Source organism: Bradyrhizobium sp. CB82 (assembly GCF_029714405.1).
GTDB lineage: Bacteria > Pseudomonadota > Alphaproteobacteria > Rhizobiales > Xanthobacteraceae > Bradyrhizobium.
Genome location: NZ_CP121650.1, coordinates 3,130,309 through 3,145,530 on the forward strand (window position 1 = coordinate 3,130,309; position 15,222 = coordinate 3,145,530).

Below are 15,222 nucleotides of genomic sequence, written 5' to 3' on the forward strand. Positions count from 1 at the left end.
TTCTTCGCGAGCGCTTCTAGCCAGCTGTCACTTGTAGCCCGCGTTGCACCGCCGGCCGCGTGAGGCCACGGGTGAGCCATGCCTGCACATGAAGAAAGCGATTGAAGCCGACGAGATCGCGTGCTTCGTAGAAGCCGATCAAATTGCGCACCCAGCCGAGCAGCGAAATGTCGGCGATGCTGTAGTCGGTCCCCATCACCCAGTCCCGGCCCGCGAGCCGTTGGTCCAGGACACCGAGCAGCCGCGCTGATTCGGTCGCGTAGCGGTCGCGCGGGCGCTTGTCTTCATAGGCCTTACCGGCGAATTTGTTGAAGAACCCGACCTGGCCGAACATCGGCCCGACTCCGCCCATCTGCCACATCACCCATTGGATCGTTTCATAGCGGGTGTTTGGATCGGCCGAGATGAATTGTCCGGTCTTGTCGGCAAGGTAGAGGAGAATCGCGCCCGATTCGAACAGCGCGAGCGGTGTTCCGCTAGGCCCATCAGGGTCGTAGATTGCGGGAATCTTTCCGTTGGGGTTGAGCGCGAGAAAGGCCGGGTCGTGGGTTTCGTTCGCCATGATGTCGATCCGGTGCGGCTCGTAAGGAAGGCTCGTTTCCTCAAGCATGATGCCGACTTTCACTCCGTTGGGCGTGGAAGTGGAAAAGAGTTGCAGCCGATCGGGATACTGCGCCGGCCAGCGCGCAAAAATTGGATGATCGACGGTCACTTTCTTCCTCCTAGATAAGCGGGCCGCGCCGGGCCGGGGCAAAGGCGAATTCTCCGCCAGGATGCGAGCCGAGCTTGCCCGCTGGTGCATCCAGAAAAGCAGGCAACGATACGGCCGCGGTATGGCATGGGTACCCGGGCACGACCTTGGAAACCAGCTGAGAGACGACGGGATGGATGGGCACTGCCCGCCCCACGCACAGGCCCGCGGGGAAAGCGCCGACAATCCATATGGGAGGGGAGAACCGCTCGCCTTCGCTGCTTCCTCACGGACGAACTCGGATGATCGTTTTCCCGCTGATCCGCCGCGTCGGATTGAAAGCGGCGACAGCCTCGTCAAGGGGCGCGATGTTGCCGATGTTTGTACGCAGTCGTCCGTCCCGTACCCGCTGGACGATCTCACCCAGTTGCGCGCGATCGGACACCAGAACAAAGTCGATCGCCAAGCCGTCGGCGGGCCGCGTTTCGGTCGGCCCGGCGATGGTTACCAACGTTCCTCCGGTTCGAACCAGGCCGGCGGACCGCTTACCGATCTCGCCTCCGATGACGTCGAAAACCAGATGGACTCCGCCGACGCCTTCGAGATCGTCGTTCTCGAGGTCGACGAACTCCTGCGCGCCGAAGTCGAGCGCTTTCTGACGGTCGGCGGCACGTCCCGTGCCGATGACGTAGGCACCGGCCTCTCGTGCGAGCTGCGTCACCATCGAGCCGACCGCGCCGGCCGCGCCGTGCACGAGAACGCTCTGCCCCGCCTGAAGGCGACCGTGCACGAACAGTCCTTGCCAAGCAGTCAGGCCCGGCATCGCCACGGCCGCCCCCACCGAGAACTCGACTTCGCCTGGCAGCGGTGCGAGATTGCGTGCCTCCACTGCCACATACTCGGCCAGGGTGCCGCCGCGATACGAGTCCGAGAGACCGAACACCCGTTGTCCTACCGACAGTCCGGTCGTGCCATAGCCGAGAGCGGTGACAATACCTGCCAGCTCCTGGCCGGGAATCGTCGGCGACCGGTCACGGTCGAGGCGATCGGTCCAGGTCGAAGGCCACGTCAGCTCGCCCGAGGTGAATCCAGACGCATGAACCTGAACGACGACGTCATTTATCGCTGCCTGCGGCTCGGGGCGCTCCACCAGCTTCATCCCGGCCGTTCCCGCAGCCTGGTCCGTCACAACGATCGCTTTCATGGGAATGATCTCCTCTGTCGTTCGTCTCATTGCTGGGTATGTTGCGGCGGTAATCTGCGCTTCAATCCGGATAAAGCGGCGCCCAAGACAGCGACGATTCTCATGACACTGTTCCCTGTACTGGTGAACCGCTAGCGGTCGAACCGTCGGACGTGCTCTTCCCGGTCCTGTCGGTGTGCGGATTGCGTGCACCGAGGAGGGTAAATAGGGTGGCCACGGCGGCAAGTCCGCCGTATCCGAGCGTGATCTGCGGAAGCGAGAACAGGTTGGAAAGTTGCCCGGAGATGAGGCTCGGAAAGGCGGCGCCGCTGTAGCAGAGAAGGTAGATCGCGCTGAAGATTGGTGCCCGTTCGGCGAGCGTGCTGCCGTGCAGCAAGCCGCGTGTGGCGGCGCTGATGGCGATGCCCTGACCGGCACCGGCAACCATGGTCGCGGTGATGAACAACACCAGTGTGCCGGCTAAGATTGCAGTGCTGATGCCGATCATTCCGGCCACGAAGGTGATCATACCGACGCGTTGGGCTACCGCGGATGTGAACCAGCCACCAATGGGAGCGCCGAGAACGCTGGGGGTCATATAGGCAGCGAACACTAGCCCGAGGATCAACGGGCTGCGGGTGTGAAGTTCATCTTGTACAAGCGCAGGCATGAACGCTTGGTAGAAGCCCCCGCTGGCCCAAGTGGCCAGAAACACCGCCGCCGCGACAGGGAGCAGATGCCTGACCCGCGCCGGTACGCTGACCTGGGGTAACAGCGATCGCCAAGCGCCGGGAGTCGGAGTTGCTGTTTCCGGACTGATTGCGACGAGTGCAACAGACAGTAATAGGAAGCAAACGCAGACGAGATAGATGAGTTCGCGCGGCCAGGGGCCGAACTCAACAAGCGCGCCGGATGCTATGGCGCCGATAGCGACGCCGAGCATCGGCCCTTGGCTGGTGACAACGGACGCCAACCATTCCGGTCTTCTGGGTGCCGCATCGACGATGTAGGAGGTCAGACTGCTGCCAGCCAACCCGGTGGCGAGGCCCACGAGGAGCCGACCGGCCAGCAGAGTGTCGATGTCGTGCACATTCAGCAACAGCAGACACCCCAGCAGGAGAAGACCGAGGCTAGTGATCGCAGTGACCCGGCGGCCCAGATGATTGGACAGGCGTCCCAGTACCAACAGTGCGGTTATGGTGCCGACGGCGTACGCGACGACGGCCATCGAAATACCGGCGTTAGTGAACCCGTCTTCTGTCCGGTAGGTGTTGTAAAGGGGGATCGGAGCGGCCGCAGCGGCGAATGAGACCACCAAGGAAACTACCGCTGATAAAAATGCCAGCGCGAGCATTCCGCTCCGGTGAGACTGGCTGATCACTGGTGGCAAGTTTTGCATCGAGTAGCGAATCGGTCGTCTTCCAAAGAATTCGGGCGCGCAGGTCCGAGTTCTCCGGTTGGTTTGCTTCACTAGGTGGCGGTGATATCGGTGCCAAGCTGACGAGTGGCTCCATCGCTGAGAGCTGCCACAGCCGTCCTTTGGTTATTGTCGATCAGGTACTGCCATCGTCGATCCGCGCCGCGGCGTACGACGCCGCTCGCTGAGCCTCCAACGTATTTGCGACTTAGACCTCTGCCATCAATTGACCGATCCAACACGATCAGGGCGAAATCGCCGGCAACGTACACATGACGCGCGCTGGCCTTCAGCGGCAAACCGTACTTGAGATCGCACTCGAGTCGGGCGGCGATTTCGGTGGTAGTAGTTCGTCCGTCACTCGCGATGAGAACGGGCTTTGGGTCATACACTGGTATCATCGCGCTGACCTTGTCGGAGTGAAAACGCTCGAGCAGCGACATCAGGGGTCTCCTGCGCGTGTTGGCTGAAACGGTTGTCCTGGTCGCTATTCGACTGAGTGGCTGTCAAGGTCGCAGCGCGGCACGAAAGTTTCCAATAGCCAGTACTTATGGTTTCCATAGCGGGGGGAATTGTGCGGCGACAGTCCTCAATCCCGTTCCTAGATCAAGGCAAGTTGCTTAGCCGCGACGAAGTCACTTCCGGCGCTAGCGGGATCGGCCGGCCGCCAAGGCTTGAGCAATGCCGATGGTCGCGACCACCTCATTGATTAGAGCGTTGTGTCGGTGCTCTGGTCTGAAGCGTTTGTTCTCGGGCCGGGCAATTGGGCGCTCCCAGCAGAGGGGGTGGCGCGCCAGCTGCTGCGTATGGCTGGGTCGACGAACGCCAGACCTCACTGTCGTCCTTGTGCCGTGTGGCCCAATGGTGTAGTGCAGCCCACGCGGGCGCTCGCCCTTCCGGACGTCCCGACGCTACGGCCGCACCTCGTCCTCGAGCTCCCGTTGTTCGGAAGCCAGACCCACGAAGGCGGAGAGATCCTGCTCTCCGGACAGGTTGACGCGATTGCGATCGATGACGCCGGAGCTATCGACGCGGTCGTCAAATGGATTGCCCCATTAAAACGAGTGAGAACGCGCTCATCCTGAGCTCAGCAGCGCCTGGCCAGGTCGTCGAAGATCTGGCTGAACCACATAGTCAGCTGATGACGGCTCTTCTTGCGCGGATGGATTCAGCGAAGGGAGATCGAGGAGGCCTTCAACAACACCCGAAACGCGGTGGTGGCTGCTACTCAGGGCCAACAGATTCCGGCTGTGTCATCTACGTTAACCGAAAGCGTTGATCTTCGGCCGGCGTGGAGCGGTGCTTCTGTGTCCTCCGTCCGATCTGCAGCTACCGGTCGCCCCGATTGACCAAGCAGATTTTTGCTGACCTCCAAAGATCAAAGGTCAAGGCTGACTTCCCATGGCGGTCGACACGCAACCATCTCCTCCTTGTTTGGAGCCTCCGACGCGCACTGGCTCCGTCTCCTATCGGTGACGCCGTATCACTGAGGGTCTTCCTTCGAGTTTCATGATCATCTGCTCCTGTAATGTCCTCAGCGACCGGGAAGTTCGCCACGCAGTGAAAACACGGCTGACACCGCGCTGCGCAATGCCAAGCAGATCTATGGGCACCTGGGTTGCAGCGCCGAATGCGGCCGCTGCGCGCACACCATGAGGACGATTATCGACGAGGCGTACAGGGAGCGTGTACTAGCCTGTCAGGCTGGCTGCCCGCATGGTGGGACCAAGGATGAATGAGCCCAAACTCGCGTCGAAAATAGCCTAGGTTCCCTTGATTTGCTGGACAGGCGCCTCTCGGTTTCATGTCCAGAAAATGCCCGTCTGCTTGTCCTTCGTCGGAATCGATCTAAACTTGCGAGGGTCAAGAACGGGCCTCAAGTCTTGGAGTTCATCATGCAGGGCGACCCGAAAGTCATCGAGTATCTCAACAAGGCACTGCGTCACGAGCTCACGGCAATTAATCAGTACTGGCTGCACTACCGCTTCCTGAATAATTGGGGTCTCCTAGAGATGGCTAAGGTCTGGCGCAAGGAGTCCATCGAGGAGATGGAGCACGCTGACAAGCTCACCGACCGCATCATCTTCTTCGATGGTTTCCCAAACATGCAGGTGCTCGATCCCCTGCGCATCGGCCAGAACGTCAAGGAGATTATCGAGTGCGATCTCGCCGCGGAGATGAGCGCGCGTGCCCTCTATGAGGAAGCGGCGGCCTATTGCCACAGCGTAAAGGACTACGTCACGCGCGACCTCTTCGAGGAGCTGATGAGCGATGAGGAACATCACATCGACTTCCTCGAAACCCAGCTCGATCTAATCGGCCGCATCGGCCTCGAGCTCTACACCCAGAAGCATGTCGGCGGGCTCAAGGCCGAAGAGCACTGAATTGTTGCGCCGTCCACGGCAATCGAAGAGTGTGGCGACGAGCAGCTGTAGCGATTGGTGCGGCTCACGCTTCAGTTGTGCTCAATCGCAGGCAACCGTGCACTTTGCGACCACGACGTTCCAGCGCCGCGGATGCCGGTTCATGGAGGGCCTTGGTTTCGCCACCGGCAAATAACGAGTTTTCCATGATTGCCGACCGGGTCCGTGCGACGAATGGCCAGGGGTATTCTGTCCATCCTCTCGTCAGAATTGAAACCACTTCAAATTCACGGCTTCTTTCTCCCGCTCATGTCTTTGCTGATCCGCCTTGGGAGGCAGCAAGAGATCAGGGACACATATCGTTGGAAATACGGGCTGATCTCCGGGCCGTAGTAATTAGAAGCGCGCTCGGCGCAATACGATATGCTGCGTGGGCAATTCAGGTTCTCGAGGTCTCATGTCTCAAGTCGACTGGTTGAGTCATCTCCTGCAAATCATCACCGTGACCGGCCAACTCGAGGTCCGCTGCGCTTACGGCGCACCATGGCGTATTAGCTGGCCGAGGGCCGCGGCGAACGAGATCCCCTACCATGTCATAGTCAAGGGCCGTGCCTTTTTCGAAGATCCCAATTCGAGAACGATGCAAGAGCTTGGGAGCGGGGATATCGTGCTGCTCCCTCACGGTTCGGCGCACATGCTGCACGACGGCAGCGGCGAAACGCCGATCAGCACGCACGAAAGCAGGGGCTCCGCAGGATGGATGTTGAGCGAGAACGATGGAGGAGGTGAGCAACTCGATCTGCTGTGCGGGCGGTTTTTCGTCGTGCCACCTCATGATCGACTAATCCGCAACTACCTGCCGACAAATCTGGTAGTGCGGGCCAAGGAAAGCCATGGAGAACAGGACATCACGTCGGCATCGAGGCAACTTTCCGGACTGGTCGCTCTGATGCGAATGGAGTCCGCAGGGGACAGAGCGGGAGGACGCGCCATTCTCAACGCACTGTCTTCGGTCTTATTCACGCTCGTTCTACGCGCCGCGAGCGAATCCGGAAAATCCACCGAAGGCTTGTTGGCCCTTGCTGGCCATCCGAGATTGGCGCCTGCCATTGCGGCGATGTTCGCCGATCCGTCGCGACCTTGGAAGCTTCCCGACCTAGCCGATCTATGCGGCATGTCACGCGCGACATTCATGCGCCAGTTTCAGGATAAGTTAGGTCGCTCCGCCCTCGACCTGTTGACCGATCTGCGCATGAGTATGGCCGCCAACGAACTCAAGAAGCCAAGGATCAGCACGGAAGCTGTGGCTGAGACGGTCGGGTATCAATCCGTTTCGGCCTTCCGGCGTATATTTGCGGAGAGGATGGGCATGACGCCGGGGGAATGGCGCCGACTGGCGCACAACGGCGATGAGTCTGGGTCGTCGCCGCCAGAATGATCCTTTTGAGCATCAATTTGAGCCACTAGAAGCTCGAAACGATCATTCCCGGCGGTAAATTGGGCTCCGTCATCACTTGATAACGGAGCACCCCCAATGAACAACACGACTACAACCGCTGCCGCTGCCGATCGGGAAACCTCCCGTTCGCTTGGGCGGCCGCTGGCAAACGCCGTAATCGAAACCATTCTGAGCCGCAGTGCGGCGAAGTATTACGACTCGACGGCCGTCCTCAGCGACGATCAGATCCGCGACCTCGTGCGGATAGGCACTTCAGCGCCGACATCCTTCCATCTGCAGAACTGGCGCTTCATCGCCGTGCGCTCACCCGAAGCAAAGACACGGCTCCGGCCGATCGCTTGGAACCAGCCCGCAATCACCGAAGCAGCCGTGACCTTCATCGTCGTCGGCCAATTGGCCGATGCCAGCACCGTTCCTGCGCGCCTGGCGCCGGTCGTGGAAGCCGGGATCATGCCAGCACATATGGTGCCGGAATGGGAGGGACCTGCTCGCGGCCTGTACGACAATCAACCGCAGCGCCAGCGTGACGAGGCCGTACGCTCCGCGACCTTCGGCGGCGCAGCCATCATCTATGCAGCCCACTCGCTGGGCCTGGGTTCGACACCGATGATCGGTTTCGATGCAGAGGCCGTGCACAAAGAGTTCGGCCTGGCCGAACATGAAATCCCGGTCATGCTGCTGACCGTCGGACCGGAGCGGCCCGGCAACTGGCCGCAGAAGCCGCGCTTGCCCGTGGCCGACGTGCTGCACTTCGCATAACCAACCCTGAAATCAATCATCCAAGGAGAAATAACATGGCCAGAGCTGCCGCTCTGAAGCCGGAACACGTGCCGGCCGATTCGAAACCAACCCTCGATATGTTCACCAGGAGCATCGGGTTCACGCCAAACATGATGGCGACCTTCGCGCAAAGCCCGATCGCGTTCAACGCATGGGCCGCTCTGCTCGGCTCGTTGAGCAAGGCGCTCGACGTCAAGACGCGCGACAGCATCGGCCTTGCGGTCTCCGAAGTGAACGGCTGCAACTACTGCCTGACGGTGCACAGCTTCACGGCGGAGCACATGGCCAAGCTGCCGGCCGACGACATCATTCTCGCCCGAAAGGGTCATGCCAGGGACCCGAAGCGGGACGCCGCCGTCCAGTTTGCACGCGAGATCATCGAAAGCCGCGGCCATGTCACAGACGCCGATCTGCAAGCCGTCCGCGATGCGGGCTACACGGATGCGAACATCATGGAGATCATCGCGCTCGTGGCCATGTACTCGCTGACGAACTTCTTCAACAACGTGTTCAATCCCGACAAGGACTTCCCCGCTGTGGCACCGGCCGGCTCGATCTGAGTCTGCCAGTAGTATCAACCGCCTCCAAGGAGCCCTGGAGGCGGTTGATGCAAGAGCTTCCTAGCCATTTGGATCGGTCGCATGAATATCCTCCATATTGATAGCAGTTCTCGCCCGAAATCGCATAGCCGAGAGCTTTCGGCCGCGATCGTCAAAAAGCTTCTTCAGGTTGCGCCGGATGCGAGCATCAGGCGGCGTGATCTTGGAGCTGATCCTCTGCCTCTGCCACGGCTGACTACGCGGATACGCTGTCATCGCCGGCCACACTGGCGGCGCCGCTGAAGTCCGCTTTTGACCTTGCCGAAACGCTCATTCGGGAAGTCGAGGCGGCCGATGTGATTGTCATTGGAACGCCAATGCACAACTTCACTATCCCTTCGGTTCTCAAAGCGTGGATCGACCAAGTCCTGCGCGTTGGCCGCACGATGGAGTCGACGCCCGCCGGGAAGGTGGGAATGCTTCCGGATCGTCCGGTTTTTATCGGCGTCGCTTCCGGCGGCGTCTTCACGAGAGAGAGAGCAAATCAGCCTGATTTTCTCACGCCCTATCTGGCGCTGGCACTGAACTCTATTGGGCTGAAGACGCTGCAATTCCTTCCGCTGCAGGCCACCGCGTTTATTGAAGGGGGCCAAGCCCCGCTAGCGAGCGAGAAGGTAATTGACGCTATCGACTTGACAGTCGTGCGAGAGCTTCGAGACGTAGCTGCTTGATCAGCCGTGCTCTCGAGGATCGCAAGACCGTATCGCAATGCTCTCCGTGCTCTGGACAAAGTCGCAGCGGCGGCATTCTGAGGGCCCATGGCAAGCCTTGACAAGCGCCCGTTTAACCTCCGGCTCCCCGCGGGATTATCAACACGAGGTCTTCCGATGATTAGTACGCTTCCGCAAATCGGCGACAGGATCACCGACAAATCAGCATCGCCCGATGAAAGCACCGTTCGCGAATGGATCGGAGCAGATGGCTTCGAATACTGGGCCAAGCTGCGGACCTGGATCGATGAATCCTACCCAGAAGTTTTCGCGCCGGATTGGCTCTACGGTGGAAAGAACCGCGGTTGGTCCCTGCGTTACAAGAAGACCAGGGCGTTCTGCCACCTGGTGCCGGAATTCCGACGAGTTTCAGCTGTGGTGGTCATGGGTAGAGCAGAGCGAGAAAAGTTTGAGAAGCGGCGCTATGTTTGGCACCCGCAATTGATCAAACTCTACGATGACGCGAAAACATACATCGACGGAAAATGGCTAACGATTGCCGTCGCATCGGCAGATGATCTGCATGATGTGACGAACCTTCTGACTATGAAGCGACCGCAAAAGTCGGGCGGTTGAAGATCACAAGAATGCTGGTTTGCCGGGCGATGGCTCACCGGACGCGTACCTAGCGAATGCGGGTGTGGCGATTTAAACCCGGGCGTCTTCGTTGGGCATGGCTTGCTCATCGCCACGATCGTCGCTGGCCTCGCCGTAGGAAAGCCGTTCGGCGTCCTTCTCGCGGCTGCCGCGGCCGTGCGCGCAGGCATAGCTGTGAAACCGAGGAGTACACGTGGTGCAGTTGGCCGGGGCGGGCCCCCTCGTTTCGTCGCCGGGGAGGCGTTTCCGAGCACCACCGACTTTTCGGCCAGGATCGCCATATTCGCTGCGTCGGTTCTTTCGGCAGTCGTTGGGACTGTGCTCGCGCACGGCCTAGCATTACAGTTGTTTTTTTGCTTTGAGGTGCGCGCGCTGAGCCGCAGCCTGGTGAGCTCTACGCCAGAGTGACCATGCGACGATATGTGCGGGTTGGATCCGCTTTCGCGCGAGCCTGACGGCGATGCGGCGGATTTCCTGGATTGACCAACGGATTAGTGACGGCGCGGTCTCGCTTTGTTTTTTTTGGCGGCGGCGGGTTGGCCCGATGGCGGATCGCCGCCATCATGGCGAAGGCGAGCATCACCAGAGAAACGTGGCGATGCCAACCATGCCAGGACCGGGTCTCGTTGTGATCGAGCCCGAACTCGTTTTTTGCGGTCTCGAAGCTATCCTCGATCGCCCAGCGATGGCCTTCGACCGCCACCAGCGTTGCGATGGATGTTCCCGCTGGGCACCATGTGGTGAAGAAGGCGAGATCGCCATCGGCAATATGACGACGGATCAGCAGACCGCGCGTCCACAGACCTTCATTGGCGCTGTTGAACTCTCCGGCCTCGAGATCGGCCAGTTCGAGATAGCACCAATCATGCAGCCGCGGTCCTTTGGTTCCGGCCCCCGCCGACAGGCGTTTCCAATCGGACACCGGCCGCGTCCGAGCGATGTCTTCGGCGGTTCCGGCGATCGGCTGCGGCTTGCCCCAGGATCGGAAGACATGAGTGCTCTTGATGCCAAGTACGTAGCCTTTGCCCGCCTGGCGGAGTTGCTGTTCGATGTCGCCAACACCGTAGACGGTATCACCAGCGACCCAGTTGAACGGGACGGATGTGGCAATGGCGCGCGTGATCATGTTTGCCGCAAGCTTGGGTTTGGTCGCAAAGCCGATATCGGGGGGCACGTATGCGGCTTCCAGGTGATCTGGATCGTCGGTCCATTCCTTCGGCAGATACAGCGCGCGATCGATGAACGCATGACCGTGGCGCGAAACGTAGGCCGCGAAGACGCCGATCTGGCAGTTCGTGATCTTGCCCGCCGAACCTGTGTATTGCCGCGCCACTCCGCACGACGCCTTGCCCTGCTTGAGAAAGCCAGTCTCGTCGATCACGAGCACCGCATCGTCATCCGCCAAATGCTCGATGACATAATCACGTACGATATCGCGCAGAGCATCAGCATCCCAATCCATGCGACCCAGGATCGCCTGCTGCCGCCATGGACCGGGATCGCCAGCCGCCTCCGCGCGCATCCAACCGATCTTGCGTTGCTCATCTCCGAGCAGACCTTCCAGGAACAGACCTGCATTCGTCGCACCACGCTCTTGCCTGAACAACGGACGTATCCGCTTCTTGATCTCCCGAAGCGACGCCGCCCACAACGCAAGCGTCTCCTCAATCGACGCTGCCCGCGTCCACGATCTTCGAATCATGGTTGCCCATAGATTCAGAAGCCCACAAAAACCGCAACTGTAATGTTAGGTGAGCACGGTGCTTTGTGGCTGCGCCTGGCGCTCGTTCATGCTGCCATTCTTGATACGGTCGCCCTCGCAGCCGGTGAGCAACAGTGCGAGAGCGATCGCTAAGACGCGCATTGGCTGATCTCCCGAGACCAGAAACATCTCAGCGCACCCGGTTGGCGAGCGCAAGCGGTAGTCCGGGCAGCCACGAGCGGAAATAACGCACCAGCGCAGCCCATGGCGAAGCCCTGAAGGTCCTTCTGCAGCCAAATATTAGCGCGCCCCCACATCCTTCTCAATTCCGCTGCCGCAAAATCCTCTCGCTCCCTCATAAAGCGCTCCTGGTGCGCTCTGAAATTTGCGACACGCTGGAGGATTTCTTCGCGCGGTCGGTTCGGGTCGGCAACAATCTGCCGCCGTGAGGCCTTGGTCGGCTCTTCGCCGAGTACCAACTTCTCATCGAGCGCGCGCTGGACAATGCCAGGCTCGGCGGCCTCAGCGTCGCGGGTGATGCGGGCCTCGTGCAGTTCCTTTGGCGGCACTAACTCTGGGCCGCTTACCTTTTCCGGACTGGAAAAGCTGCGCTCGCCGTTGCTACGGAGTTCTCCCCGTTCTTGCGCGGCGTCGTACTCGTCGGCGAGGCGCCGCTTGGCGCCAACCCTTTCAACGAACGCCTTCGTTTCGGCGATGAACGCATCGAGATCAGATTGCCAATTGGTCATTGGAATGTCCCCGCCAAGCAAGCCTATTGGGCGGGGAACGAGTCTACCATCCCTGGCTATGTGGAAGCCTGTGGAGAGACGGTGCACAATTCGCACTTCGTGGGTGCCCCAGGCAGCTTTGCGTCGTCCTCGGTGGTGCAGAACAGAGCGATATTCTGGATCACGATGCCCTCGAACGTGAGGACGAACAGTCGGTACTTTTTCATCAGGCGGACTTACCACCTTTCCGCGGGGATATTCGGGGCGTGATATCCGCCGACGGCCAGCGCAACGCGGTCGGTCGTGATCTCGCCAGCAGTCGTCTCAATAGTGAAGCCGCTCCCAGCCTGCTTAAGACGCGTGACGGCGACGCCTTCCCGAACCGGCGCGCCGATGTGGCCTCGCGAAGTCCTCGATATAGGACACGATGTCGTCTCGCAGCATAAAGCCGTGCGGATCCTTGCCGGCGTAGGGAAAGCCCGGGAGCTGGCACTGCCAGTTTGGTGTTACCAGGCAAAAGGCATCCCAGCGCTGCGTTTTCCAGGAATGGGCGATGGTGTTCTTTTCCAGCACGACATGTTGGATGCCATGCCGTTTAAGCTGCGCGCTCATCGCGAGGCCGGCCTGTCCGCCGCCGATCACGACGACGGAATAGTGAGTGTGGAGGTCAGACATGATCAGTTCCTTGTCATTCTTCAAATGAGACGATGGTAACGGACGCTCCGGGTATGCCCTCGAACCGCGTTGCCGTTGCTTCAATCTCGGCGAGCGGCGATAGAGCGACGGCATCTCAGCGTCCGCGATGGAGCCCGTCTCGATCACAGAGCCAGTCGGGCGCGCAGCGCCTTGTCAGCAGGTGTCGGTACTGATGAATAGCGCGCCGTGTCGATGCCGTTGCCGACCAGCGTCGCCGTGCAGGACATCTCGGCCTTCGCTCCGGCAATACGTCAGACGGCCGTCGGTCAAGCCGGGGCCAAGAATCGACCCATGGCATCGATGGCGAGCTCGTATCCGTTCGCGCCAAAGCCAATCAGGATCCCGGTCACGGTGCGTGAGATCAGGGAGTTGTGGTAGGTGCTCTCGCGCGCATGAACGTTCGAGATATGCAGCTCAATCTTGGGACCGTCGAAGGTCTTCAGCGCGTCCAACAGCGCGATCGAGGTGAAGGTGTAGGCGGCCGGATTGACGATGATACCTGCGGCCTCTTGGCGCGCCTGATGTATGCTCTCAACCAGTTCGCCCTCGAAATTGGTCTGACGGAAGTCGATCTCGTAGCCAAGCGGCTTGGCGCGGGCGATGCAACGCTCGCGAATTTCGGCGAGCGTGGTTCGCCCGTAGATCTCGGGCTCGCGCTGGCCCAGGAGGTTGAGGTTAGATCCGTTCAGAATGAAGATTTTCTTCATGTTTTTTCCTTATTTGGGCGACTTCTAATGGACGAGAATCTGGCCGAGAAAGGCCTGCGTCCGCTTGTGTGTGGGCGCCGAAAAGAACTGTTCGGGGGACGCCTCTTCGACGATTTCACCGTCGGCCATGAAGACCACTCGGTCGGCCACCGCCCGTGCAAAGCCCATCTCGTGGGTGACGCAGACCATGGTCACGCCGCCGGCGGCGAGGCTGATCATTGTATCGAGCACCTCCTTGACCATTTCCGGGTCGAGCGCCGAAGTCGGCTCGTCGAACAGCATGATTTTCGGGTTCATGCACAGCGCGCGGGCGATCGCCACGCGCTGCTGCTGGCCGCCGGACAACTGAGCTGGGTACTTCTCCGCGTGCTCGCCGATCTGGACGCGAGCGAGCAGGCGTTTCGCCGTCGCCCGCGCTTCGTCCCGGGACACGCCCCGGACCTTCAACGGCGCGAGCATGCAGTTTTCGAGCACGGTCATGTGCGGAAAGAGATTGAATTGCTGGAACACCATGCCGACTTCCATTCGCACCGCGTCGACGTTCTTGCGTCCGGCCGTCAGATCGATGCCATCGACGATGATCGTGCCGCTCTGCACGGTCTCCAACTGGTTGATGCAACGCACGAGGGTCGACTTTCCGGAGCCGGACGGTCCGCACAGCACGATACGCTCGCCGTTGCCGACTCTGAAGTTGATGTTCTTCAGCGCGTGAAATCCGCCAAAGTACTTGTTGACGCCATCCATCACGATGGCGGTTTGGGAATCGACGGTGGCGGGCATGGAGCGTCCTACTTATTGCACGGTAAAGGGAACGCCGTCGATCTTGGTCGGGAATTCGGGCAGCGGCTGGTCGATCCACTTTTTGTTGACCGCAGCCAGTTCGCCGCTGGCCCGGATTTCGTCGATCAGGGTGTTCAGCCAGACGTTCAGATCCTTCTGGCCGGGTTTGGTCGCAATACCCATCCACTGCTCGTTCAAGACCAGCTTCTGCTCGAACTCATTGTTGGGGAATATCTTGTTGATGTTGATCATGTAGGTGGTGTTTGCGCCGACGGCCTGTACCTGCCCGGTAATTAGGGCCTGGATGACGGCCGAGTCATCGTCGAAGCGGCGAATGTCGGCGGACTTGGGCAGGCCGTTGGTAATTGCAATATCCTGCGCCCCGCCGCGCACGACACCGATGCGAAGAGCGGCTGCGTCTTCGAGCTTCTCGATCGTCTGGCCCTTCTTGGCAAGCAGGATGATCTTCATGCCGGCATAAGGCTCGGTGAACTGCACCACCTTGGCGCGCTCCGGATACATGCCCATGGTCGCAAGCAGCATGTCGACCTTACCGGTCATGACCTGCGCGATACGCGCGGCGACGGTCGTGCCGACGAACTCCGCCTTGACGCCCATCTTCTTTGCGAGCAGCTCGCCGACCTCCACATCATAGCCCGCAGGCTTGCCCGACGCATCGAGGAAGCCCCACGGCGGCAACTCCGACAACACACCGATCCTGACTATGCCGCGCTGCTTGATTTCCGCGATCGTCTGAGCGCCTGCTCGCTGGGGGGACATGGCCCCCAATCCGAGCGCGACGAGCGCTAA

17 protein-coding genes and 2 pseudogenes are annotated in these 15,222 nt (G+C 60.3%); 8 read left to right on the forward strand and 11 right to left on the reverse strand.

The annotated features are described in order from the left end of the window. Positions 1-16 precede the first annotated feature (16 nt). The 4 genes from QA640_RS15010 to QA640_RS15025 all read right to left on the reverse strand — a co-directional run bounded on the left by QA640_RS15010 (position 17) and on the right by QA640_RS15025 (position 3,734). Positions 17-712 (reverse strand): glutathione S-transferase N-terminal domain-containing protein, encoded by a 696-nt coding sequence (locus QA640_RS15010; RefSeq protein WP_260374757.1) that lies wholly within the window; start codon positions 710-712, stop codon positions 17-19. Between the two features lie 265 nt (positions 713-977). Next, complete coding sequence (locus QA640_RS15015) at positions 978-1,895, reverse strand: NADP-dependent oxidoreductase (RefSeq protein WP_283041387.1); 918 nt, start codon at positions 1,893-1,895, stop codon at positions 978-980. A 100-nt stretch (positions 1,896-1,995) separates the two neighbouring features. Continuing rightward, the gene (locus tag QA640_RS15020; protein ID WP_283041388.1) at positions 1,996-3,228 is read right to left on the reverse strand and encodes an MFS transporter; all 1,233 of its coding nucleotides are present in this window, start codon (positions 3,226-3,228) and stop codon (positions 1,996-1,998) included. A 116-nt stretch (positions 3,229-3,344) separates the two neighbouring features. Beyond that, complete coding sequence (locus QA640_RS15025) at positions 3,345-3,734, reverse strand: hypothetical protein (protein WP_283041389.1); 390 nt, start codon at positions 3,732-3,734, stop codon at positions 3,345-3,347. Positions 3,735-4,800: 1,066 nt separating this feature from the next. Here QA640_RS15025 and QA640_RS15030 point away from each other — a divergent pair. The 8 genes and pseudogenes from QA640_RS15030 (at position 4,801) to QA640_RS15065 (ending at position 9,778) form a co-directional block, all read left to right on the forward strand. Further along, positions 4,801-5,030 (forward strand): annotated as a pseudogene (locus tag QA640_RS15030) ((2Fe-2S)-binding protein). A 156-nt stretch (positions 5,031-5,186) separates the two neighbouring features. Next, entirely contained in the window at positions 5,187-5,675 is a 489-nt protein-coding gene (gene bfr, locus QA640_RS15035) for a bacterioferritin (RefSeq protein ID WP_283041390.1), read from the forward strand. A gap of 436 nt (positions 5,676-6,111) precedes the next feature. Then, positions 6,112-7,092 (forward strand): AraC family transcriptional regulator, encoded by a 981-nt coding sequence (locus QA640_RS15040; RefSeq protein WP_283041391.1) that lies wholly within the window; start codon positions 6,112-6,114, stop codon positions 7,090-7,092. 162 nt (positions 7,093-7,254) lie between these two features. Beyond that, positions 7,255-7,872: a nitroreductase family protein gene (locus tag QA640_RS15045; protein WP_283042800.1), complete on the forward strand. Its 618-nt coding sequence runs from the start codon at positions 7,255-7,257 to the stop codon at positions 7,870-7,872. Between the two features lie 35 nt (positions 7,873-7,907). Then, on the forward strand, positions 7,908-8,453 hold the full coding sequence (locus QA640_RS15050) for a carboxymuconolactone decarboxylase family protein (protein ID WP_283041392.1): 546 nt from the start codon (positions 7,908-7,910) through the stop codon (positions 8,451-8,453). Between the two features lie 81 nt (positions 8,454-8,534). Further along, complete coding sequence (locus tag QA640_RS15055) at positions 8,535-8,735, forward strand: NAD(P)H-dependent oxidoreductase (RefSeq protein ID WP_283041393.1); 201 nt, start codon at positions 8,535-8,537, stop codon at positions 8,733-8,735. A gap of 29 nt (positions 8,736-8,764) precedes the next feature. Continuing rightward, entirely contained in the window at positions 8,765-9,163 is a 399-nt protein-coding gene (locus QA640_RS15060; protein ID WP_283042801.1) for an NAD(P)H-dependent oxidoreductase, read from the forward strand. Between the two features lie 156 nt (positions 9,164-9,319). Continuing rightward, on the forward strand, positions 9,320-9,778 hold the full coding sequence (locus tag QA640_RS15065) for a DUF3788 domain-containing protein (protein ID WP_283041394.1): 459 nt from the start codon (positions 9,320-9,322) through the stop codon (positions 9,776-9,778). A 415-nt stretch (positions 9,779-10,193) separates the two neighbouring features. Here QA640_RS15065 and QA640_RS15070 read toward each other — a convergent pair whose 3' ends face one another. The 7 genes and pseudogenes from QA640_RS15070 to QA640_RS15100 form a co-directional block, all read right to left on the reverse strand. Continuing rightward, the gene (locus QA640_RS15070) at positions 10,194-11,501 is read right to left on the reverse strand and encodes an IS701 family transposase (RefSeq protein WP_283041395.1); all 1,308 of its coding nucleotides are present in this window, start codon (positions 11,499-11,501) and stop codon (positions 10,194-10,196) included. Positions 11,502-11,650: 149 nt separating this feature from the next. Further along, complete coding sequence (locus QA640_RS15075) at positions 11,651-12,250, reverse strand: hypothetical protein (protein ID WP_283041396.1); 600 nt, start codon at positions 12,248-12,250, stop codon at positions 11,651-11,653. 56 nt (positions 12,251-12,306) lie between these two features. Next, positions 12,307-12,456 (reverse strand): hypothetical protein, encoded by a 150-nt coding sequence (locus QA640_RS15080; protein WP_283041397.1) that lies wholly within the window; start codon positions 12,454-12,456, stop codon positions 12,307-12,309. 54 nt (positions 12,457-12,510) lie between these two features. Continuing rightward, positions 12,511-12,904: pseudogene (locus QA640_RS15085) on the reverse strand (NAD(P)-binding domain-containing protein); the annotation flags it as partial. A gap of 287 nt (positions 12,905-13,191) precedes the next feature. Next, positions 13,192-13,632, reverse strand: a complete 441-nt coding sequence (locus QA640_RS15090; protein ID WP_283041398.1) for a type II 3-dehydroquinate dehydratase — start codon at positions 13,630-13,632, stop codon at positions 13,192-13,194. A gap of 24 nt (positions 13,633-13,656) precedes the next feature. Next, positions 13,657-14,412, reverse strand: coding sequence for an amino acid ABC transporter ATP-binding protein (locus QA640_RS15095; protein ID WP_283041399.1), 756 nt, complete (start codon positions 14,410-14,412; stop codon positions 13,657-13,659). Positions 14,413-14,424: 12 nt separating this feature from the next. Next, positions 14,425-15,192, reverse strand: a complete 768-nt coding sequence (locus tag QA640_RS15100; protein WP_283041400.1) for a transporter substrate-binding domain-containing protein — start codon at positions 15,190-15,192, stop codon at positions 14,425-14,427. Positions 15,193-15,222 lie beyond the last annotated feature (30 nt).